Source organism: Epilithonimonas zeae, from assembly GCF_023278365.1.
GTDB classification, from domain to species: domain Bacteria; phylum Bacteroidota; class Bacteroidia; order Flavobacteriales; family Weeksellaceae; genus Epilithonimonas; species Epilithonimonas zeae_A.
This window is the reverse complement of record NZ_CP075338.1, coordinates 2,070,896-2,092,775: the sequence shown is the minus strand read 5'-3', so window position 1 is coordinate 2,092,775 and position 21,880 is coordinate 2,070,896. Positions and strand designations below refer to the sequence as shown.

Below are 21,880 nucleotides of genomic sequence, written 5' to 3'. Positions count from 1 at the left end.
ACAAATTTGTTTTTTAGAAACTAATCGATTTCTACATCATATTCTAAACGGAATGATTTTCTGTGATGGATATTTGGGCCAAATTTTTTCAAAGCCTTTTGGTGTGTTTTGGTACAATAACCGAAATTGGTATTCCAACCGTAATCCGGAAATTCATCGTGAAGTTTGATCATCAGATTATCACGGTAGTTTTTAGCTAAAATCGAAGCAGCTGCAATTGAAAGATACTTGCTGTCCCCTTTAATTATACAATGATGCGGAATGTAATTATAAGGATGAAACTTGTTGCCATCTACTAAAATCAATTCAGGTCTCGTATTAAGCTGATCAAGTGCACGATGCATGGCGTGCAGGCTGGCATTTAAAATATTATGTTCGTCTATAAATGCCGGCGATAATTCCGCAATAGCAAAATCAACTGCATTTTCACGGATATATAGGTCAAGATTCTGTCTGGTTTTGAAATTTAACGTTTTAGAATCGTTAACCAAATTTTGCTTAAAATTTTTATCAACTATTACAGCCGCAGCCACGACAGGTCCGGCTAAACAACCTCTTCCGACTTCATCGCAACCTGCTTCTATAAGGTCGATTGAAAAATTCTGTATTAGTTGCATAATAAAAAATAATATTGCAAAGTTATGTATTAGTAAGGCTTTAATAAATATTATTAACAAATTTTTAAGAATTTATGTTGTATATATTAATAATGTTTTGCATTTTTGTTTATTGAAAAATTTGATTTGATATGAAAAAATTAACAACAAGTGTGTTGGCAGTGGTTCTTTCGTCGTCTTTTGCAATGGTTTCTGCGCAAACGGTACAAGACTCAGCTAAAACGCAAGATATTGAAGGCGTTGTTGTAACGGCTTTGGGTATCAAGAGAGACAAGAAATCTTTAGGATATGCATCTCAAGAAATTAAATCTGATGCAATTACTAAAGGAACTACTAATACAGGTAACGTTGCCTCTCAGTTATCTGGTAAGGTAGCTGGTTTACAGGTTAACACCAATAATAACTTTGGTGGTTCTTCTAATTTGGTAATTAGAGGTTATAAATCTTTAAATGCTGGTGGTCCATTAATCGTTATAGATGGTTCACCAGTTAGTAACACTTCTCTTTCTGGGCAATATGATTATGGAAATTTTCTTTCTGATGTCAATCAAGAAGATATAGAGTCTATAAATGTATTAAAAGGTGCAGCAGCATCCGCACTTTACGGAGAAAGAGGTCTTAATGGCGTTATAGTAATTACAACTAAGTCTGGTAGAGGAAAAGATGACAACAAATGGGGTGTTACTCTTAATTCTGGTGTAAGTGTTGGTTCTATAGATAAATCAACTTTCCCAAAATACCAAAACAAATTTGGAGGTGGATATGGTGACTATTTTAACTATGATGGCTATTCTAACTTTAGTGATGATGCCTCTCTAGGTCCTGCATATGATGGAAGTATGCTTTATAATTGGGATAGTTTTGATGTTACTTCTCCTAATTATGGTAAAATGACTCCTTATGTTGCTGGAAAGCATACGCCAGTTGACTTTTTTGAAACGGCCAATACTTATACAAATACTTTATCTTTACAAAAGGCAGGTCCAAAAGGTGATTTCTTGTTGAATTACACTAATCAATTAATGAATGGTATTTTGCCTAATTCAGAATTGAAAAAAAATACGATATCAACAAAGTTTAATTACGATTTAACTGATAAGTTAAGAGCTTCTGTTTATTCTTCTTTAACATTGCAAAATACTAAAGGAAGAAACGAGACAGGTTATTCAGATAATACGATGTCAGCTTTCAGACAATGGTGGAATGTTAATACTGATATTATTGAACAAAGAGATGCTTATTTCAGAACAAAAAAGAACATTACTTGGAACTGGCACGCACCAGACGATATAAGACCTTATTACTGGGATAATCCATATTTTTTAAGATACGAAAGTTATCAGTCTGACAGAAGAACAAGAAGTTTTAGCTATGCTTCATTAACATATTCTTTTACAAAGAAGATTAATTTTACTGCAAAATTATCTCATGATATGATGGATATGGTAATTGAGAATAGATTAGCTGCTGGATCAGTACCTAGAGCTTGGGGAGCTTCTGGTAACAATGTTGAGTCAGGATACTCTAGACAAGATATTAATAGAACAGAAACTAACTTTGACGCTTTCTTAAACTACGGATTTGATATCACAGATGATCTTGATATTTCTGGTATCATTGGTGCAAACGTTAGAAGAAATAGAAACGAAAATGTTTATGCTTCGACAGAGGGAGGCTTGGTTGTTCCAGGACTTTATGCTCTTTCAAACTCTCAAGGTGTAGTTAAACCTGCAGCTGAAACACTTCAAAGATCAGTTACTTCTGGTGCCTATGCTACAGCATCGATTGGGTACAAAGATACATATTATATAGATGGAACCTATCGTGTGGATCAAGCATCTACTTTACCAAAAGACAACAGAACTTACGGTTATGGATCTGTTGCTGGGTCTGTAATTTTGTCTAATTTAATTAATCAAGATTGGTTAAGTTTTTGGAAAATTCGTGGAAATTACGCTGTCGTAGGGGGATCTACAGATCCTTATAACTTAGTGAATACTTACACTTCTTTAGGTAATTATAATGGAGTTGTTATGTTCGATACTTCTAATATTTTGAAGAATCCTAATTTGAAACCAGAGAGATCTAAAGAATTTGAAGTAGGTACAGAGCTACAGTTTTTCAAGAGAAGATTAGGTATCGATTTCGCTTACTATAATAACAGAACTACCGATCAAATTATTAATTTACCAATTTCGAATGCTACAACATTTAATCAAATGGTCTTTAATGCTGGTAGAATTGATAATAAAGGAGTAGAAGTAGCATTAAATGTTACGCCAATTAGAACAAAAGACTTTTCTTGGGATTTAGTTGCTAACTGGGCAAAAAATGAAAACATCGTTGTTGACTTAAATGGTGTTGATAATTATCAGTTAGGCGCATATCAGGGAAGTGTTACACTTAATGCAAGTGTAGGTCAGGCTTTTGGTTCGTTGGTAGGTACAGATTATGTATACCATGAAAATGGACAAAGAGTTGTACAAGCTAATGGTCTTTGGGCAAAAACAGCTCCAAAAGTAATTGGTAATATTACACCAGACTGGACAGGAGGTTTAAGAAATACATTTAGCTATAAAGGAATTTCATTAAGCTTCTTAATTGATGTTCAACAAGGTGGTGATACTTTCTCAACAGATTTATGGTATGGTTATGCAGGCGGCTTGTATGCTGATACTGTATCGCCTGAATGGAGAAATCCTACAGGCGTAATTTTACCTGGTGTTTATGCTAATGGTAATCCAAATACTACTCAGGTAGGAGGTATTAGAGCAAATGGTACAGCAGTTCTTAACGAAACAAACTACTATAGCTACCAGCCGGAAGGTTATACAAATGCTCCTAATAGTAGATATGTTTATGATGCATCTTATGTTAAATTGAGAGAAGCTAGTATATCATACTCTTTACCTAAGAGCATTCTTCAAAGTACATTCTTGCAAGATGTAACTTTATCTCTTGTTGGAAGAAACCTGTGGATTATCCATAAAAATCTTCCTTACGGAGATCCAGAAGCTGGAGTTGGTGGTGGAATTAGATCAAGAGGTAACTCAATAGGAATCTTACCAACTACTAGAGATTTTGGATTTAATGTAAATATTAAATTTTAATGCGAAACAGTAAAAAAATGAAAAAATTAATTCAAATATTAAGTTTATCATCACTTGCATTTGTGGGTTTAACCTCGTGCGAAAGTGATACGACAATTCTAAACGTAGATCCTAAGAACCCTGTGATAGTTCCATCTATTAACGTGCTTACAACAGCTTCTTATTATCTTGCAAACCAGCACGTTTCTCCAAGTGTTAATGAGAATATCACTCGTTTTTTCACTCAACAATGGACAGAAACTACATATACTGGTGAAACTAACTATTATTTTGACCAAAGAAACCAAAATCAGTTTCATTTCAACAACATGTTCCGCGAGGTAATTGGACCATTATCCAGAGCTAAAGGTTATGTTGCTAACGAAACTGAAGATCTTGCGTACTCTCCAGCTGAAGTTGCAAAAATCAAAGCAAATAAAGTTGCAATTATGGAGATTTTATCAGTATTTGCTTGGGCCAATTTAGTAGATACTTATGGTGATATTCCTTATTCCGAAGCTCTTAAGTATCAAACAGGTGATTTGAATCTGCAACCAAAGTATGATGATGCCGCTACAATTTATGCAGATTTAGAAGCGAGAATCAATGCTGCTATTGCTTCTGTAAGTGTAGATATGCCAAGTTATTATAATGAAGCTGGTGGGCAGGTAGATCAGTTTTATCCAAGTGCTTACAATATGGAAAATTGGATAAAAGTAGCTAACACTATTAAGCTTCAAATGGGTCTGAATCTTGCCGATGTTAATCCATCAAAAGCCAAAGTTTTAGTTGAAAGTGCATATGCTGGAGGTGTTATCACAAGTAGTAATGCGTTGCAATTTTTATTTGATAATGGACAGTTTTCAAATCCGGTTTATCAGAATTTGGTTGCAAGTGGTAGAAATGATTTTTTACCTTCCAATATATATGTCAATTTCTTAAAGGCAAATAGTGATCCTCGTAGGATTTATTATTTTGGTGAAAACTTAAATAGAAATTTAGGGACAGTATCAGAAACTACTGGTGCGGGTTTACAAACAATTACATTTGAAGAAAACATACCAGCTGCTGCTATTCCGGTTGTCGGACAAGCTATATTCATAAATGATAACGGTAGTGGTTTAGCTGATGATTCGTATATTGGAAAAGTTACTGTAGTAGGTACTAACTCTGTTACTATTGCTACTGCTCCAGGCGCTAAAAGTGTTTCTGTAGGACAAGTTATTAACGCTGAAAACTATGTTGGAGGAACTTATGGTACACTAAACACTTATGGTAACTTTACAAGAGTAACAGATAAAATTAAAGAATCTACTGCTCCAGGAGTTATCTTCAATGATGTAGATGTTAAATTTATGTTGGCTGAAGCTGCTGCTAGAGGATTTGCTGTTGGGGGATCTGCATCTAGTTATTATACTAGTGCTGTAACTGCTTCGATGAATGAGTGGGGTGTAAATGATGGTGAAATTGCGCTATATTTAGCAGCTCACCCTTATGATGCTTCAAACTGGAAGAAATCAATAGGTGAAGAAGCTTGGGTAGCAATGTACAACAGAGGTATTGAAGCTTGGAATTTTTGGAGAAGATTAGATTATCCGGTTCTAAATAATGCACCAACTGCAGAGTTTGGCTTGGTTAGAAGAATGCCTTACCCATTAAATGAGAGAAATAATAACGCTGCTAATGTTGCCGCTGCTGCTGCAAAAATTAATGGTGGGGATAAATATAGCTCAAAAGTTTTTTGGGACGTAAACTAAAATTTTTAAAACCGCCTTCAAGGCGGTTTTTTTAACCTTACACTTATATTAATATGAAAAAACTAGTAATATTAAATTTTATACTTTTTGTATTAGCATCTTGTGCTTCTAATCAAGTATCTTACGAAAAACTAAAAACAAAGGTTTATAACAACAAATTTGATTTTTTAGTAAGCGGATATGATGGGCGAACAACTTTTTCAACACCTGCTGGTACTGGAAGAATTTTAACTTCTAACGTGCCTACCTCATCTCTAGAACATGTTGGTATTTCTGTTACTAATGACAAATTTATAATAAATTTACCGCTGAACGAGAAAGAGTCTAGGGGTAACAGATCATCAATAGAACTAACGTCTTTAGATTTTACAGTTGCTCGTACAGATCAAGATAACGGAAGTATTTTATTAAATTACTTTCTGAATGACCAAAAAGATATTAATCTTGTTAAGATGGAAGTTTCCAAAAATGGAAAAATTGACTGTTCTTTAGAAGGACCAAATCAAAAACCTCTTCTTTATGTCGGGTCAATAGATGATAATTAGGAATGTTTTTTTTATACAAACAAAAACTCCAAAGTAGATATACTTTGGAGTTTTTGTTTTATATAACAATTCTTCTTATTACTTCCCAAACAAACCGCCACCCATTCCAGGGATATTTGGCATTTTGCTCATCATCTGCATCATTTGTTTACCTTGAGGGCCTTGCATCATCTTCATCATTTTACCCATTTGGTCAAATTGCTTCATCAAGGAATTGACATCTTCCAATTTTCTTCCTGCACCTTTAGCAATTCTTTGCTTTCTGGAAACATTGATGATAGAAGGTCTTCTTCTCTCTTCTGGTGTCATCGAGTGGATAATCGCTTCAATGTGTTTGAATGCATCATCATTGATATCAACATCTTTAATCGCTTTTCCAACACCAGGAATCATACCCATCAAATCCTTCATATTACCCATTTTCTTGATTTGGTTGATTTGCTTTAAGAAGTCATCGAAACCAAATTCATTCTTTGCTATTTTCTTATGAAGTTTTTTAGCTTCCTCTTCATCAAATTGTTCCTGAGCTCTTTCAACCAAGGAAACAACGTCTCCCATTCCAAGGATTCTGTCAGCCATCCTTTCCGGATAGAAAAGGTCCAATGCTTCCATTTTTTCTCCGGTAGAGATAAATTTGATTGGTTTTTCAACCACAGAGCGGATTGTTAACGCAGCTCCACCACGGGTATCACCATCCAATTTGGTAAGAACAACTCCGTCAAAATTCAAAGTGTCATTGAAGGCTTTTGCCGTATTCACAGCATCCTGTCCTGTCATCGAATCTACAACGAAAAGCGTTTCGGTCGGTTTAATGGTTTGATGAACAGACTTGATTTCATTCATCATTTGCTCATCAATCGCCAAACGACCAGCCGTATCCACGATAATCGTGTCAAAGCCTTTCGACTTGGCATAATTAATCGCATTCTCAGCAATCGCTACAGGATTTTTATTGTCGATTTCAGTATAAACTTCAATATTGATTTGAGTTCCCAGAACTTTCAACTGGTCGATCGCCGCAGGTCTATAAACATCACAAGCTACCAAAAGTGGTTTTTTACTTCTTTTTTGTTTCAGATAGTTGGCTAATTTTCCTGAGAAAGTCGTTTTACCAGAACCTTGAAGACCGGCAATCAAAATCACAGTAGGTTTTCCGGAAAGGTTGATCCCCTCTTGTGAACCACCCATCAGATCTACCAATTCGTCATGAACAATTTTCGTCATCAATTGTCCCGGCGTTAGTGATGTCAAAACGTTTTCACCAATCGCTTTATCCTGAACTCTTTTTGTAAGGTCTTTGGCAACTTTATAATTTACATCGGCATCCACCAATGCTCTTCGGATTTCCTTTACCGTTTCTGCAACGTTGATTTCCGTGATTTTTCCACGTCCGGAAATATTATGAAGCGCTTTATCTAGCTTGTCTTGTAAACTGTTAAACATAACTTTAATAAGATATTTAAGGTTGCAAAAATAAGAAAATTTAAACGAAAGTTAGAGAATCATACTCTAGAATTATCAATCATCACTTATCAGTCATCGTTTATTTTATTTGGGCAGCTTAATCCGCCTTCCGCTCCCAAACCTTTAGGTTCGACGAAGTCAATCTTTTTTGCAGAAAGATTTCAGATTCAATAGAAGTTGAGTAATTGCAAAAAAGGATTTACGCTCTAGTCGGGCTGCAGATTCAACGTAAAACAATATTTGAAATAAATACAATTTTGTCTTTCCAAAGGAATCTCGACAGTTAAGTTTAGATTCTTTTAGAATGACAAAATGTAAGAATATCCTTGCTGAGCGAAGCGTCTTTGTGAGCTTAAAAACATAGAATCAAATAAAAAAAACTTTGCGCACTTTGCGTTCAAAACTCCAAAGCAGATTTTCCTTACTTTTGCAAAAATCAAAAATTGGAAGACAAAAAAAATAACGCCTCCGATTCCCTTAGAAAATATGGAAAGTATTCGTCTGTCGTTTTTCAGATGCTTTTTATTATTGGGATTTCTTTTTGGGGCGGACATCAGTTGGATTTGTATTTTGAAACCGGTTCCAATGTTTTGGTTTTGGTGATTGGTCTCAGTGGACTTTGCCTTTCATTATACACAACTGTGAAGAGACTCGAAATTTTAAATAAAGAAGAACAGGATAATGCAAAACAAAAGTAATCTAATTATCAGTGTGATATTTTTTCTCACATTTATTATACATTTCGCAATTTGGAAATTTGCATTTCATTTGGATGAAGTCACGATAATCAAGTTTTATTTATTTCTTACAATCATTTTTATGATGATGATAACCTTGATTATTTTGATTAACAAAATTCTTCCGCAATACCTAGGATTTGCAATGATAGGACTGATTGTCATGAAATTTGGGCTGATGTTCCTTGTAAAAAACAAGCTTCATTTCGAAGCAATTCCGAATTATAAATTCCATTTTATTATTCCATATTTCATTCTGACAACGTTGCTTACATATTATGCAATTCAGTTAATTAATTATGACAAAAAACAGTAAATTAATTCTTCTAAAGAGAAAAAATAGTCTATTTTTGCAAAACGAAAAAAAAATCTACCGATGCTAAAGAAAACGGCAATTTTATTTTACAGTTTATTAATGTTTGCAACTGCTTTTGCTCAGCACGAAAATGTTGAAAACCAACACGGTAAGCCTGTAACTGAAACTCCTGAACTTTCTGGAAAAGAAGAGAGAAGAAAGGAAGTTAAAGAGTTCGTAGACCATCACATTTTGGATGCTCACGATGTTGCCCTAATGGTGAAAGGTGGTCACCATATTGGTTTTCCTTTGCCGGTTATTATTTATGATGAAGGATTTCATTTCTTTATGAGTAATACGGAAGGCGTAGATGGGCACGAGTTTATCCACGGTTCTCCGGTAGAAAGTAATGGTAAATTTTATACACTTAACCACGAAAAAATCTACAGAACAGATTCTAAAGGAACTTTGACATTAGATAAAGATCATCACCCAACTGAAAAGAGAGTTTTAGATTTGTCTATCACGAAAAGTGTTTTGGTTATCTTCTTAGTTGCTATTTTTATGATTGTGCTTTTCGGAGGAATGGCAAGATCTTATAAAAAATCTCTTGTTCCTTCTGGTGCTGCAAAATTCCTTGAACCACTTGTTATTTTTGTAAGAGATGATATTGCAATTCCAAACATTGGACATAAGTATAAGAGATTTATGGGTTATCTATTGACTGTATTCTTTTTTATCTTGTTTTTGAATGTTTTAGGTTTGATGCCTTTTGGGATCAATGTTACGGGTAATATTGCGATTACATTTTGTTTAGCAATTGTAACTTATTTGATTACAACTTTCTCTGGTTCAAAAGATTATTGGAAACATATTTTTTGGATGCCGGGTGTTCCAGTTCCTATGAAGTTTATTATGATGCCAATAGAAATTTTGGGGACATTGACAAAACCATTTGCTTTGATGATTCGTCTTTTTGCAAATATGACAGCAGGTCACATCGTTGTAATGACTTTGATTGGTTCAATTTACATTTTCGAAAATTGGATTGCAGGAGTTGCTTTCCCGTTCTTGACATTCGTAATTTATTTATTAGAAGTATTAGTAGCGTTCCTTCAAGCTTACGTATTCACAATGCTTTCAGCTTTGTTTATCGGTATGGCAGTTGAAGAACACGAGCATGAACATGCTCATTAATTAAAAGTATAAAAACAATTTTTTAAATTATATATTATGGAAATTCCTAAAATTATTGGTAGCGGACTTATCGTTATTGGTGTAGGTATCGGTCTTGGAAAAATTGGTGCTGCTGCTCTTGAAGCAATCGCTAGACAACCAGAGCAATCTGGAAAAATCCAAACTGCTATGCTTATTGCTGCTGCATTGGTAGAAGGTGTTGCTTTCGCTGCGTTATTCGCATCATAAGCCAAACAAAATCATAAACATTGTTGCAGCGGTTGGCTGCAGCAATGTTTAATTTAAAAATTTATAAAAATTAATCTCACTATATAATGGAATTACTTCATCAGTTTTCATCAGGATTATTTATCATTCAGTCCATCATTTTCTTAGTATTACTTTTTGTATTAGGAAAATTTGCGTGGAAACCAATTCTAAAATCTATCGACGAGAGAGAAACTTCTATCATCGATGCGCTTAACCAGGCTAAATTGGCTAAACAAGAAATGGCTCAGTTGAAAGAAGATAACGAAAGAATTCTTCGTGAAGCTAGAGCTGAAAGAGATGGTATCTTGAAAGAAGCTAGAGATATGAAAGATAAAATCGTAAATCAGGCTAAAGATAGTGCTAAAGTGGAAGGCGAAAAAATGATTGAAGCAGCTAGACAATCTATCCAAACGGAAAAGAATGCGGCTATGGCTGATATCAAAAACCAAATCGGTACTTTGTCTGTGAACATCGCTGAGAATATTCTTAGAGAGAAATTGAACAACGATGGCGCACACAACGCTTTGGTAGAAAATATTCTTAACAAATCTAACCTTAACTAATCAGGATGCTTACATCTAAAGTAGCTAAAAGATACGCACAAGGTTTACTGGATTTCACACAGGAATTTGGTAATACAGAATCTGTTTTCGGAGAGATGAAGGATATTGTGAAAATAATGTCTCAGTCCAAAGAATTGAACACATTCTTCAGCACGCCTATCATTGATGCAAGAAAGAAAGAAGCGATTGCTTTAGAAATTTTTAAAGATTTTTCTCCTGTTTCGAAGAACATCATCCGATTGGTTATCAAACAAGGTAGAGAATCTCAGCTTAAAAATATTGCTCAGGAATTCATCAATAAAGTAGAAGATATCAAAGGAACGCAACGTATCTCTTTGGTTACGGCTAGCAAATTGTCAGAGCAAAATATTCAGAAAATAATTGCTGATTCTAATATGGTAAATGTTTCTAACTATGATTTGGAAACCATTATCAAACCAGATATCTTAGGAGGTTATATCCTGAGAGTAGGTGACCAGCAAATCGATGCTTCAGTTAAAACCAAACTGAACAATATCAAAAAAGAATTTCAACTTAATTAAGAAAAAACAACCATATAATGGCAGAAATAAATCCGGCAGAAGTATCAGCGATACTGAAGCAGCAATTAGCAAATTTCGATACTCAATCTAACGTAGAAGAAGTTGGAACTGTACTTACAATCGGTGATGGTATCGCTCGTGTTTACGGTTTAGAAAATGTGCAGTACGGAGAATTGGTAAGATTCGAAGCTGGAGTAGAAGGTATCGTTCTTAACCTTGAAGAAGACAACGTAGGTGTGGCGCTTCTTGGTGAATCCAAAATGGTAAAAGAAGGAGATACTGTAAAAAGAACTAACAGAATCTCTTCTATCAAAGTTGGAGAAGGAATGCTTGGTAGAGTTGTTGATACTCTAGGAAATCCAATCGATGGTAAAGGACCTATTGAAGGTGAACTTTACGAGATGCCTTTGGAAAGAAAAGCGCCGGGAGTTATCTTCCGTCAGCCGGTAACCGAGCCACTTCAGACTGGTATCGTTGCTATCGACTCTATGATTCCGGTAGGAAGAGGACAAAGAGAGTTGATTATTGGTGACAGACAAACTGGTAAAACAGTGGTTGCTATCGATACCATTATCAATCAAAAAGAATTTTATGATGCTGGTCAGCCAGTATATTGTATATATGTTGCAATTGGACAAAAAGCTTCAACTGTAGCTCAAATCGTTAAAACTTTAGAAGATAAAGGTGCTTTAGCTTATACAGTTATCGTTGCAGCTAACGCTTCTGACCCAGTTCCAATGCAGGTTTACTCTGCAATGGCAGGTGCTTCTATTGGAGAATACTTCAGAGACACTGGTCGTGCTGCTTTGATTGTTTATGATGACTTATCTAAACAAGCGGTGGCGTACCGTGAGCTTTCTCTTCTATTGAGAAGACCACCGGGACGTGAGGCTTACCCAGGAGACGTTTTCTATCTACACTCAAGATTGTTGGAAAGAGCAGCAAAAGTTATTGCTGATGATTCTATCGCAAAACAAATGAACGATTTGCCAGAATCTTTGAAGCCAATCGTAAAAGGTGGTGGTTCATTAACAGCTCTTCCAATCATCGAAACTCAGGCTGGTGACGTTTCTGCATATATCCCGACAAACGTAATCTCTATTACAGACGGACAGATTTTCTTGGAAACAGATTTGTTTAACTCAGGGGTTCGTCCGGCAATCAACGTTGGTATCTCTGTATCCAGAGTTGGAGGTAATGCTCAGATCAAATCAATGAAAAAAGTTTCTGGTACTTTGAAATTAGACCAGGCTCAATATAAAGAATTGGAAGCGTTTGCTAAATTCGGTTCTGACTTAGATGCTGCTACATTGGCGGTAATCTCTAAAGGAGAAAGAAACGTGGAGCTTTTGAAGCAGCCAGTTAACTCTCCGCTTCCGGTAGAAAATCAGGTAGCTATGATTTATGCAGGAACTGAGAATCTATTGAGAAATATCCCAATCAGAAAGGTAAAAGAATTCCAGATAGAATATGTGGATTTCTTGAAAAACAAACATCCGGAAGTGATGGCAGCTCTTAAAGCCGGTAAAATTGATGATCAATTAACTGGAGTTTTGAAGCAAGTTGCAACAGAACTTTCTGCGAAATACAACTAAAAAAGTTCAATGTTCAAGGATTCAGAACGGCTGGTTTTGAAACCTTGAACTTTTTAAACAATAATCTTTGAACTAAAGAATGGCAAACTTAAAAGAAATACGAGGCAGGATTTCATCTATATCTTCTACGATGCAGATTACAAGTGCTATGAAAATGGTTTCTGCGGCGAAACTGAAGAAAGCACAAGACGCAATCGTAATGCTGAGACCTTACTCAGAAAAACTTCAGGAGATTATAGAGAACGTAAGTGCTGCTTCTGATGCTGAGAATATCTCAGAATTCGCTATAGAAAGAGAAGTGAAAAAAGTACTTTTCATTACGGTGACTTCCAACAGAGGTTTGGCTGGAGCTTTCAACTCTTCTGTTATCAAAGAATTGAACACTCAGTTCTCTGCTAACGAAAATGTAGAAGTAGAAGTTTTAACCATCGGTAAGAAAGCTTTTGATGCACTTAGAAAAAACAAAACTGTTTACGAAAACCACAGTTCTTTGTTTGACAACCTTTCTTTCGACCACGTTTCAAATATGACAAGTAAAGTGATGTCAGATTTCAAAGCTGGAAAGTTTGACAAAGTTTACGTTGTTTATAACAAATTCATCAACGCTGCTACTCAGGAAGTAGTAACTGAGCAGGTTTTACCAATTGCAGTTTCTGCAGAAAAAACAAGCTCAGACGTTAATGTAGATTATATCTTCGAACCAGGAAGACAAGAAATTTTGGAAACATTGATTCCGAAATCAATTAAAACTCAGATATTCAAAGCTGTTTTAGATTCTGTAGCATCAGAACACGGTGCAAGGATGACAGCGATGCACAAGGCGACCGATAATGCAGAAGCACTTAGAAATGAACTTAAGATTTTCTATAACAAAGCAAGACAGGCAGCCATCACCAACGAAATATTAGAAATTGTTTCAGGAGCAGAAGCGCTTAAGAACGGTTAATTAAAGATAAGTTAAAGTTAGTAGTTAGTTATAAAAAGCATTGGAGGTCAAACTTCAGTGCTTTTTATTATTTTGGGCAGCTTTATCCGCCTTCCGCTCCCAATCTTTTTTGCAGAAAGTTTCTACATAAGTAGAAATTGAGAACCAGCAAAAAAGGATTTCCGCTCAAGTCGGGCTGCAGCTTCACCAAATAGAAACAGTCAACCCTTTATCAACTTTACAGAAAATAGAGACGAAGTCTCGGTATGTTGGTAGAAGATAATTCATTCAGTGATTAGTGAGGAGCGAAGCACCGGAATGTTGGTTTTAATTCATTATGTTATCACCAGAATCATATTTTTTCCAACTTCTAAACCCCCAACTTCTAATATCTAAATCGAAGTTAAAAAAAATATATATCTTTGTAGAGATTGTATATATAACAACATTAAATGGACCCCGATAGTTTAGTCAAACTTCTCATTGCATTATTTTTAGTTCTTCTAAATGGCTTTTTCGTAGCCGCCGAATTCTCAATTGTTAAAGTACGTTATTCCCAAATCCAGCTAAAAGCTGCTGAAGGAAACGCTGTAGCAAAACAAGCCGAAAACATTATCAAAAACTTAGATGCTTATCTTTCAGCCACTCAGCTGGGGATTACGCTAGCTTCCCTTGCTTTGGGTTGGGTAGGAGAGAGCGCTTTGCATCACATCATAGAATCTATTTTCCACTCATTGAATATCGAGCTGGCTCAAGCTACGGTTACAACCATTTCAGTTGTTTGTAGTTTCTTATTGATTACAGTGATGCATATTGTATTCGGAGAATTGGTTCCGAAATCGATTGCGATTAGAAAATCAGAATCGACGACACTTTTCATTGCTTATCCATTGCATTGGTTCTATAATATCTTCAGACCATTCATTTGGTTGATGAACTCTTTATCCAACGCATTCTTGAAATTAATCAAAATATTTCCGGCTTCGGAGCACGATATTCACTCGACAGAAGAATTGCAGTTATTGGTAAAACAATCTGCTGACAGTGGCGAAATCGAAGAAGAAAATTACGAAATCATAAAAAATGCATTCGATTTTACAGATCATAATGCAAAACAGATTATGATTACGAGGCAGAATATTTCTTCTATCGATATTCAGGATGACCCAGAAGATATTATCAACCAGATTATGGAAAGCGGTTATTCGCGTATTCCGGTTTACGAAGGTTCGATTGATAACATCATCGGGATTTTCTACACCAAAGAAATCATCAGAGAATATATCAAAAGTAAAGGTCAGGTTTCTGAAGAGAGTCTGAGAGGTTTTATGAGAGAGGCATTCTTTGTGGTTGGAAGTAAGAAGATTTCTGATTTGCTTAAGGTTTTCCAATTCAAGAAACAGCATTTGGCAATTGTTATTGATGAGTTTGGAGGTACGGAAGGAATTATCACACTAGAAGATATCCTGGAAGAATTGGTTGGAGAAATCCAGGATGAGGAAGATGAAGAAGAAAAAATAGTAGATAAGGTTGGTGAAAATGTCTATTGGATAAAAGCGACTCAGCCTTTGGATGAGATTAATGAGAAATTACCAAGAAAAATTCCGCTTTCTGAGGAAGGAGAATATAATACGTTAGCAGGTTTTATTTTGAACGAATTACAGGATATCCCGGAAGAGAATCAGGAATTCGATTATGAAAACTATCATTTCAAGATTCTTAAAATGCAGAACAAAAGTGTAGAATTGGTAGAACTTCTTTACAACAAACCTTTTGTAGAAGATTTGACCGACGAAATCATAGAATAAATTGGATAATGAAAATCTATAATAATAAATCTTACGACCAACCAAAACGCCAGTACGAGGAAGATGTCTTGGTTTTGGAAGAAGAGGATGAAGTGTATAAGATAGTGCTTCATAATGATGATGTCAACACCTTTGATTTTGTAATAATGTGTTTGATGGAAATCTGTGAACACACTTTGGAGCAGGCAGAACAATGCACAATCCTTGTTCATTACAAAGGAAAATGCACCGTAAAAACAGGCGCTCTTGAAAAACTTAAACCAATGCATCAGGCATTGCTTGACCGAGGTTTGAGCTCTGAAATAGTATAAATTAAAACGATTACAGAATTTGTAATCGTTTTTTTCGTTTCTATTGGAATCTATAATTAGCTTCCGGTAAAGTATTGTTTTTTAAAAATTCTTCATATTCTGGAGAAAGAATAGCTCTTCCATAAGTGCTTTCTCCAGACATTCCGCCGAGTCTGATTTTATCTTTTCCATATTTTGAGTTCAGTTTATCAATAGCTTTCATTATCGGGATATGTTTGGAATCGATATCATTTTCGAAAAGATTAATCAGTCTTTCATTATCCGGAACAAAATCCGAAACCATAACACCCGCCTTTTTATAATGAAAACCTTCTTTGTAAATCGCTTCAAGTATAGAATGCGCATACTTTGCCAAGATGATGGACGAACTGCTGGGATTTGGTAAAACAATTGAAAATCCGTCCTTATATTCGCCCAGTTCTTTTCGAAATCTATTAGTTTGGATAAATACACTGATGACTTTGCAACAGGAATTTTGTTTCCTTAGTTTTTCTGCGCAATAGATGGCAAAAGTTTCAATGCGCTCTGCCAATTCTTCTTTTTGGGTAATCATCTGCATAAAACTTCGACTTACCATAATTGATTTTTTGGGAGAAGCTTTGTCCAATTCTAATTGTGGAATTCCTTTCAGTTCGTTAATCATTCTCACACCGTGGATTCCCATCACTTTCCGAATCCACATTTCGGGTTTTTCTAATAAATCTGATGCTTTATAAACGCCATTATCCATCATTTTTGCACTCAGTTTTCTGCCAATTCCCCAAACGTCTCCGATTTTTAGATTATTTAATGCATCATCAATTTTTTCTTGATTGTCTATAATATAAACACCATCGGGATATTTTTCCGGGTACTTTTTCACAATGTGATTTGCTATTTTACACAATGTTTTGGTTGGAGCTATTCCGATGCTTACGGGTAATTTAAGCTGGTCTTTTATCTCTTTTCTAATATTACAGCAATATTCATTAAGGTTAAAATATTTGAAACCGTGAAAATCCAAGAATAGCTCATCAATACTATAAACTTCGTACTTCATCACGTAACCCTGCGCTATTTTCATAACTTGTTGACTACAATAATTATAAAGCTCAAACTTCGCTGAAAAGACTTTAACATTGTTTGCAGCGAACAATTCTTTGTATTTGAAAGCCGGTGCGCCCATTGGAACTCCAAGTTCTTTTGCTTCGTTACTTCTGGAAACCACACATCCATCATTATTAGATAATACTACAACAGGATGATTCTCTAGTGCATTGTCTAAAGTTCTTTCACAGGAAACAAAAAAATTGTTACAGTCGAGGAGTGCGTACATATTAAGATTGAAGATGACGTTTTTAAATTTCAAATTTAGTTACAATTTAAAACATTATTATTATATTTGTTGTTATAAATTATAACAATGTCTATTTTTTCAGATAACATCAGGTTTTTGAGAGCTAAAAAAATGACAACTCAACAAGAGTTGGCAGATACATTAATTATTACAAGGTCGCGGTATGTTTCGTACGAAGATGGACGTTCTGAACCGCCGTATGATGTTCTCATTACAATCTCTAAATTCTTTCATATCAGCATCGATTTGCTTTTGACAGTAGATATCAGGAAATATCCTCTGGAAGAAATGATGAATCTTCCTGATAATAGAATTTTATTACCCATAATTATAGATGAATCAGGAAATAACAGTATAGAAATCATTCCCCAAAAAGCTTCGATGGGATATCTGTCGGGTTACAGTGATCCGGAATATATCGAAAGTCTGCAGAGAATTTCATTGCCTTTTTTGACTAATGGAAAATATCGTGCTTTCCCTGCGCAGGGCGATTCTATGCCACCTTTCAAAGATGGCTCTTACATCATTGGGAAATATGTGGAAGATATTGAAGATTTGAAAAAGAACAGAAGCTACGTTTTTGTGACTTTGAATGATGGGATTTCCTATAAGCGATTTAAAACTAAAAATAGAATGTCAATTGAAGTGGCAGCGGACAACTCTTTCTACAAACCTTATGAGATTCCGTTGGGGGAGATTGTGGAAATTTGGCAATACGCATCGGGCATTTTTCCTGAGGATTTTGAACCAGACAATTTTGATAATTATAATTTGAAAGAGATGTTTTTGGAAATCAGAAAAGATATTAAAGAATTGGATAATAAAGTTTCAAATGCAAAGTAATTTTAGGACATATAGTACAGATATGCAACTCAGTTTGTTTGACGCAGGCGAATATTACCAGTTTCCCACCGAGTTATTAGATTATACCGAACATTTTTTGTCTGAGGAAAGAGCCACCGAAATCGAAAAAAATCTTATAAAAAATGTTCCCTGGAAACAGAGTACGCGAAAGATTTTTGATAAAGAAGTTCTTACGCCACGTTTGACTGCTTGGTATGGCGACGATGAAAAATCATATCATTTGGGAGGTAATGAATTCAGTGTGAATGCGTGGACACCTGAACTTTTAGGCTTAAAATATAAAATTCAAAAGCTGACAGGCCATCAGTTTAATTCTGTCTTGCTTAATTTTTACAGGGATGGAAATGATTCTGTGGCCTGGCATCGGGATAAGGAAAGCGAATTGGGTAATCGTCCTGTGATTGCGTCGGTTAGCTTTGGACAAGTGAGAAATTTTGATTTTAGAAAAAAGGATAATCATCAGAATAAATACAGTTTGCCCTTGCAACACGGTTCTCTGCTTATTATGAAAGGCGATTTGCAAACCCATTGGGAACATCGGATTGCTAAATCCAACCGCCCCATGAGGCCTCGAATTAATCTTACTTTTCGCCAAATCCGTGAATTATAAATAATATTGCATTATAATTTATAATGTGTTAGCTGATTTTTGTTTTTATAATAAAAAGTTATATTCATTGATTTTAATAATATTAATTTGAATAAAAATTATTATTTTGCACATCAATTAAAAATAATACTTATGAATTTAAAAATCAATTTTCTGGTAGTCAGTTTTGCATTGACGTTTTCTACGATGTACGGACAGACTACCACACTCGAATCCAAAGCAAGAGATTGGATTTCTAAAAACTCCAACAAAATAGGAACAACTTCTAAAGATAATTTTGAATTTCAGTCTTCGAGAAAAAGTTTGTCAGGAGAAACTTTGAGATTTCAGCAGACTATTAATGGCGTTCCAGTTTACGAAGGTGATATTGCTATACATTTTAATAAACAAGGAGAAGTAACCTACGGAACAGAAGTAGCAGTTTCTAAACAATTAAAACAAATTAATACAACGCCAACTTATAGTAAAGATAATGCTTTTGAAAAAGCTAAGCTAGCTGCTAATATTGCCGGTGAAATTACACATCAGGAAAATGATTTGTATGTTTTTGTGACAGAAGATGGGCAGACTAAATTAGTTCATAGAGTAATTATCAATTCTTATGAAACACCAGGTGATTGGGAAATAATGGTAGATGCACATTCCGGAGATGTACTTAGAATCCTGGATATTGCTAACTATCATCACGACAACCGAAAGAAAAAATCAAAGCAAAAACCAACAGAAATGAAAGCTGCGGGAACAGCTTACATTTTCGATCCAGATCCACTTTCCAGAGCGCATGTAGCTTATGGTGGAAATTACGTTGATAATAATGATGCGACTAATGCAAGTCTGGATGCAGCAAGAAGTTTGGTGGCTTTGCCGGACATCACTTTATCAAACGGTGTGTATAGCTTAAAAAGCAAGTATGTTCAGATAGCGGATTTTGAATCGCCTGCTACTGGCTTGTTTACCCAAACTTCTCCCGATTTTCTTTTCAACAGAAATGAACAAGGTTTCGAAGCTGTAAACGCTTTTTATCATATCGATAGAAGTCTTGCTTATATCAATGAAACTTTAGGAATCACTTGTAAATCTACGCTTAATGGTGGCGTGATGATGGTTGACCCACACGGGTTGAATGGTGATGATAATTCGCATTTCATTCCAAGTTCTCAAAGGTTGGCTTTCGGTGAAGGTTGTGTGGATGATGCGGAGGATGCTGATGTAGTTTTACACGAATTGGGACACGCTATTCATCATTGGGTTACTGGGCTGAAATCCTCTTCTGCTCAAGGTTTAGGAGAAGGTTCCGGAGATTATTGGGCAATGTCCTACAGCAGAAGTTTAAATCAATGGGCGTCATCAGAACCTCAATATAATTGGATGTTCAGCTGGGATGGTCATAATGAATGTTGGGCCGGACGTGTAACAAATTATGCAACAAAATATAGCTCAAGCATTAGTAATACTGCTAATATTCATAGAGATGGGCAGATCTGGGCAACTTCATTAATGAGAATTTATAATAGAATCGGGAAAGAAAAAACAGATCGTATTTTCCTAGAAGGATTAGCGATGACCAATTCCTCTTCCAATCAGCAAACTGCAGCTGTTGCAGTGAGACAGGCGTCTATTGATATGCTGGGAACTTATGGTTTTACTTGTGACGATGTCAATATTATTACAGAAGAATTGACAACTTCCGGATATACACTTCCTGCATATCAATGTACAAGTTTAGCTGTTTCTGATTTTTCTAAAAATTCAGTATCTGTTTATCCAAATCCTGTGACTGAGAAATTAAATGTCTCAATGGATTTCAAAAAAACAGAAATAGCTGAGATTTATAGCTTGGAAGGAAGAAAAATTTCTGAAACTACTATTAATTCTAATAATAATGTCATTAATGTTTCTAACCTGAATAAAGGTGTCTATCTATTGAAGATAAAAGGGACTGATATTGTTCAGAAATTCATCAAGAATTAATGAGATAATTTTAATATAAAAAAAACCGATTGTCATTCAATCGGTTTTTTTATTTAGAATTTCACATTGAAGACTTTTTCTTCACCGTTACGTTTTACGGTTACTGGATGTTCTTCTCCAGCGTTGATTTTTGCAAGACAATCCATATAAGAATAAACTTCCTTCACTTCACATTTCCCAATTTTCGTAAGAACATCGCCTTGTAAGATTCCCGCATTCGCTGCAGGTCTGTTGTCGATGACGCCATCGATGCCCATTCCGTCTTTTGTGTCAGCGTAATTTGGCATAATTCCCAGACTCACTTTATATTTTGGAACTGCCTTGGTTGCAGCAATCGCCGTTTTTGTGAACGGAATTTCCTTTTCATTTCCTAAAGCATTAGCCAAATTGAAAACATAATTGGTAATGATTTTTTGTCCTTGATAATTGATTTTATCCGCATCATCAGTCGGTTTGTGATAATCATTATGAGTTCCTGTAAACAAGAACAAAACCGGAATATCTTTCAAATAAAAAGAAGTATGATCGCTTGGGCCAACACCAGATTCATCCAAAGATAAATTGATACTTTCGGGCTTATGTTTTTTAACCAAATCTGATAGAATAGGAGAGGTTCCAACGCCGCCAACAGTCAGGTTATTATCTTTATTCAATCGACCAACCATATCCATATTAATCATAAAAATTGTATTCGGATAATTGGTTTTGATAGTTTCTGCTAATTTTTTAGAACCTATCAATCCATCTTCTTCACCGGAGAATAATGCGAAAACATAATTCACATTTTCTTTTGTTTTATTCTGTGAGAACATTCTTGCTAATTCCAGAACTGCAGCGGTTCCGGATGCGTTATCGTCTGCGCCGTTATGGATTTGTCCGTCAGAATTGGCCAGAGTAGAGTTGTGGTGTTCATTAAGCCCAAGATGATCGTAATGTGCCCCAATCACAATTGTTTTGTCAGCTTTGTTGTCAAGAGCTGCGATTACGTTTTTGCCTTTTACTGCAGTAGAGGTTTTGTCATCGTGTGGATTTAGCTTAACACTATAATCAAAATTTTGGATGAATTCTTTTCCTTCGTAAGGCTTCAATCCTAATTTTTTGAATTCAGAGGAAAGATAATTCGCTGCCTTTGTTTCGCCTTCAGAACCTGTAAGTCTTCCTTGCAGCTCATCTGAAGCTAAAAAGTAAATATGTTTTTTAAGATTATCTTCATTAACCTGCTCAGGATTTGTTTTTTGCTGAGAATAGTATAATGCGGAAATTCCTAATAAGGAAAGTGTTGATACTTGTTTTAATTTGGTTATTGATAAAAACATTTCGTCTAATTTTTATTAAGAACAAATCTAATGTTTTTAGATTAATTTCTTATCCCAATATTTATCATAAAAAAAATCCTGAGAAATAG

General features: G+C 35.2%; 20 protein-coding genes. 16 read left to right on the top strand and 4 right to left on the bottom strand.

Features of this window, described 5'->3' with window-relative positions:
- Positions 1 to 20 precede the first annotated feature (20 nt).
- Positions 21 to 617, bottom strand: a complete 597-nt coding sequence (locus KI430_RS09280; protein WP_248874198.1) for a ribonuclease HII — start codon at positions 615 to 617, stop codon at positions 21 to 23.
- 131 nt (positions 618 to 748) lie between these two features.
- Between KI430_RS09280 and KI430_RS09275 the strand changes: the two genes are divergently transcribed.
- The 3 genes from KI430_RS09275 to KI430_RS09265 are packed head-to-tail and all read left to right on the top strand — an operon-like array spanning position 749 to position 6,008.
- Complete coding sequence (locus KI430_RS09275) at positions 749 to 3,727, top strand: SusC/RagA family TonB-linked outer membrane protein (RefSeq protein ID WP_248874196.1); 2,979 nt, start codon at positions 749 to 751, stop codon at positions 3,725 to 3,727.
- Positions 3,728 to 3,744: 17 nt separating this feature from the next.
- A complete protein-coding gene (locus tag KI430_RS09270) occupies positions 3,745 to 5,463 on the top strand; it encodes a SusD/RagB family nutrient-binding outer membrane lipoprotein (RefSeq protein ID WP_248874194.1) in 1,719 nt (572 codons plus the stop codon).
- Positions 5,464 to 5,516: 53 nt separating this feature from the next.
- Positions 5,517 to 6,008 carry a DUF4251 domain-containing protein gene (locus KI430_RS09265; protein ID WP_248874193.1) on the top strand — a complete coding sequence of 164 codons (492 nt, stop codon included), beginning with the start codon at positions 5,517 to 5,519 and terminating at the stop codon, positions 6,006 to 6,008.
- Between the two features lie 78 nt (positions 6,009 to 6,086).
- Here KI430_RS09265 and ffh read toward each other — a convergent pair whose 3' ends face one another.
- Entirely contained in the window at positions 6,087 to 7,451 is a 1,365-nt protein-coding gene (ffh, locus tag KI430_RS09260) for a signal recognition particle protein (RefSeq protein WP_248874191.1), read from the bottom strand.
- A gap of 464 nt (positions 7,452 to 7,915) precedes the next feature.
- On the opposite strand from ffh, the gene KI430_RS09255 reads away from it, so the two are divergent.
- From KI430_RS09255 to KI430_RS09210, 10 genes are all read left to right on the top strand, one after another.
- Positions 7,916 to 8,170, top strand: a complete 255-nt coding sequence (locus KI430_RS09255) for an AtpZ/AtpI family protein (protein WP_248874189.1) — start codon at positions 7,916 to 7,918, stop codon at positions 8,168 to 8,170.
- A 121-nt stretch (positions 8,171 to 8,291) separates the two neighbouring features.
- Positions 8,292 to 8,525, top strand: a complete 234-nt coding sequence (locus tag KI430_RS09250) for a hypothetical protein (protein ID WP_248874187.1) — start codon at positions 8,292 to 8,294, stop codon at positions 8,523 to 8,525.
- 60 nt (positions 8,526 to 8,585) lie between these two features.
- A complete protein-coding gene (gene atpB, locus KI430_RS09245) occupies positions 8,586 to 9,701 on the top strand; it encodes a F0F1 ATP synthase subunit A (protein ID WP_248874185.1) in 1,116 nt (371 codons plus the stop codon).
- Positions 9,702 to 9,737: 36 nt separating this feature from the next.
- Positions 9,738 to 9,929, top strand: a complete 192-nt coding sequence (atpE, locus tag KI430_RS09240) for an ATP synthase F0 subunit C (RefSeq protein WP_034975839.1) — start codon at positions 9,738 to 9,740, stop codon at positions 9,927 to 9,929.
- A gap of 86 nt (positions 9,930 to 10,015) precedes the next feature.
- Entirely contained in the window at positions 10,016 to 10,513 is a 498-nt protein-coding gene (locus KI430_RS09235; RefSeq protein WP_074233023.1) for a F0F1 ATP synthase subunit B, read from the top strand.
- 5 nt (positions 10,514 to 10,518) lie between these two features.
- On the top strand, positions 10,519 to 11,055 hold the full coding sequence (gene atpH, locus KI430_RS09230) for an ATP synthase F1 subunit delta (protein WP_248874183.1): 537 nt from the start codon (positions 10,519 to 10,521) through the stop codon (positions 11,053 to 11,055).
- 17 nt (positions 11,056 to 11,072) lie between these two features.
- The gene (atpA, locus tag KI430_RS09225; protein ID WP_248874181.1) at positions 11,073 to 12,650 is read left to right on the top strand and encodes a F0F1 ATP synthase subunit alpha; all 1,578 of its coding nucleotides are present in this window, start codon (positions 11,073 to 11,075) and stop codon (positions 12,648 to 12,650) included.
- Between the two features lie 79 nt (positions 12,651 to 12,729).
- Positions 12,730 to 13,596, top strand: coding sequence for an ATP synthase F1 subunit gamma (gene atpG / locus KI430_RS09220; RefSeq protein ID WP_248874178.1), 867 nt, complete (start codon positions 12,730 to 12,732; stop codon positions 13,594 to 13,596).
- Between the two features lie 431 nt (positions 13,597 to 14,027).
- Entirely contained in the window at positions 14,028 to 15,383 is a 1,356-nt protein-coding gene (locus tag KI430_RS09215; RefSeq protein ID WP_248874176.1) for a hemolysin family protein, read from the top strand.
- Positions 15,384 to 15,391: 8 nt separating this feature from the next.
- Positions 15,392 to 15,694 (top strand): ATP-dependent Clp protease adaptor ClpS, encoded by a 303-nt coding sequence (locus tag KI430_RS09210; protein ID WP_248874174.1) that lies wholly within the window; start codon positions 15,392 to 15,394, stop codon positions 15,692 to 15,694.
- Between the two features lie 40 nt (positions 15,695 to 15,734).
- On the opposite strand, the gene KI430_RS09205 is transcribed toward KI430_RS09210, so the two are convergent.
- Positions 15,735 to 17,042, bottom strand: a complete 1,308-nt coding sequence (locus KI430_RS09205) for a Y-family DNA polymerase (protein WP_248874172.1) — start codon at positions 17,040 to 17,042, stop codon at positions 15,735 to 15,737.
- Between the two features lie 54 nt (positions 17,043 to 17,096).
- On the opposite strand from KI430_RS09205, the gene KI430_RS09200 reads away from it, so the two are divergent.
- The 3 genes from KI430_RS09200 to KI430_RS09190 all read left to right on the top strand — a co-directional run bounded on the left by KI430_RS09200 (position 17,097) and on the right by KI430_RS09190 (position 20,475).
- Positions 17,097 to 17,873: an XRE family transcriptional regulator gene (locus tag KI430_RS09200; RefSeq protein ID WP_248874170.1), complete on the top strand. Its 777-nt coding sequence runs from the start codon at positions 17,097 to 17,099 to the stop codon at positions 17,871 to 17,873.
- The gene (locus KI430_RS09195; RefSeq protein WP_248874168.1) at positions 17,863 to 18,504 is read left to right on the top strand and encodes an alpha-ketoglutarate-dependent dioxygenase AlkB family protein; all 642 of its coding nucleotides are present in this window, start codon (positions 17,863 to 17,865) and stop codon (positions 18,502 to 18,504) included. Before KI430_RS09200 ends, KI430_RS09195 begins: the two co-directional genes overlap by 11 nt.
- A 132-nt stretch (positions 18,505 to 18,636) precedes the next feature.
- Positions 18,637 to 20,475, top strand: coding sequence for a T9SS type A sorting domain-containing protein (locus tag KI430_RS09190; protein WP_248874166.1), 1,839 nt, complete (start codon positions 18,637 to 18,639; stop codon positions 20,473 to 20,475).
- Between the two features lie 53 nt (positions 20,476 to 20,528).
- On the opposite strand, the gene KI430_RS09185 is transcribed toward KI430_RS09190, so the two are convergent.
- On the bottom strand, positions 20,529 to 21,791 hold the full coding sequence (locus tag KI430_RS09185; RefSeq protein WP_248874164.1) for a M20/M25/M40 family metallo-hydrolase: 1,263 nt from the start codon (positions 21,789 to 21,791) through the stop codon (positions 20,529 to 20,531).
- Between the last annotated feature and the right edge of the window lie 89 nt (positions 21,792 to 21,880).

Bases quoted from the DNA above. Each gene is read 5' to 3' on its own strand.
- KI430_RS09280 (WP_248874198.1), bottom strand. From the start codon at position 617: ATGCAACTAATACAGAATTTTTCAATCGACCTTATAGAAGCAGGTTGC.
- KI430_RS09275 (WP_248874196.1), top strand. From the start codon at position 749: ATGAAAAAATTAACAACAAGTGTGTTGGCAGTGGTTCTTTCGTCGTCT.
- KI430_RS09270 (WP_248874194.1), top strand. From the start codon at position 3,745: ATGAAAAAATTAATTCAAATATTAAGTTTATCATCACTTGCATTTGTG.
- KI430_RS09265 (WP_248874193.1), top strand. From the start codon at position 5,517: ATGAAAAAACTAGTAATATTAAATTTTATACTTTTTGTATTAGCATCT.
- ffh (WP_248874191.1), bottom strand. From the start codon at position 7,451: ATGTTTAACAGTTTACAAGACAAGCTAGATAAAGCGCTTCATAATATT.
- KI430_RS09250 (WP_248874187.1), top strand. From the start codon at position 8,292: ATGATGATGATAACCTTGATTATTTTGATTAACAAAATTCTTCCGCAA.
- atpB (WP_248874185.1), top strand. From the start codon at position 8,586: ATGCTAAAGAAAACGGCAATTTTATTTTACAGTTTATTAATGTTTGCA.
- atpE (WP_034975839.1), top strand. From the start codon at position 9,738: ATGGAAATTCCTAAAATTATTGGTAGCGGACTTATCGTTATTGGTGTA.
- KI430_RS09235 (WP_074233023.1), top strand. From the start codon at position 10,016: ATGGAATTACTTCATCAGTTTTCATCAGGATTATTTATCATTCAGTCC.
- atpH (WP_248874183.1), top strand. From the start codon at position 10,519: ATGCTTACATCTAAAGTAGCTAAAAGATACGCACAAGGTTTACTGGAT.
- atpA (WP_248874181.1), top strand. From the start codon at position 11,073: ATGGCAGAAATAAATCCGGCAGAAGTATCAGCGATACTGAAGCAGCAA.
- atpG (WP_248874178.1), top strand. From the start codon at position 12,730: ATGGCAAACTTAAAAGAAATACGAGGCAGGATTTCATCTATATCTTCT.
- KI430_RS09215 (WP_248874176.1), top strand. From the start codon at position 14,028: ATGGACCCCGATAGTTTAGTCAAACTTCTCATTGCATTATTTTTAGTT.
- KI430_RS09210 (WP_248874174.1), top strand. From the start codon at position 15,392: ATGAAAATCTATAATAATAAATCTTACGACCAACCAAAACGCCAGTAC.
- KI430_RS09200 (WP_248874170.1), top strand. From the start codon at position 17,097: ATGTCTATTTTTTCAGATAACATCAGGTTTTTGAGAGCTAAAAAAATG.
- KI430_RS09195 (WP_248874168.1), top strand. From the start codon at position 17,863: ATGCAAAGTAATTTTAGGACATATAGTACAGATATGCAACTCAGTTTG.
- KI430_RS09190 (WP_248874166.1), top strand. From the start codon at position 18,637: ATGAATTTAAAAATCAATTTTCTGGTAGTCAGTTTTGCATTGACGTTT.
- KI430_RS09185 (WP_248874164.1), bottom strand. From the start codon at position 21,791: ATGTTTTTATCAATAACCAAATTAAAACAAGTATCAACACTTTCCTTA.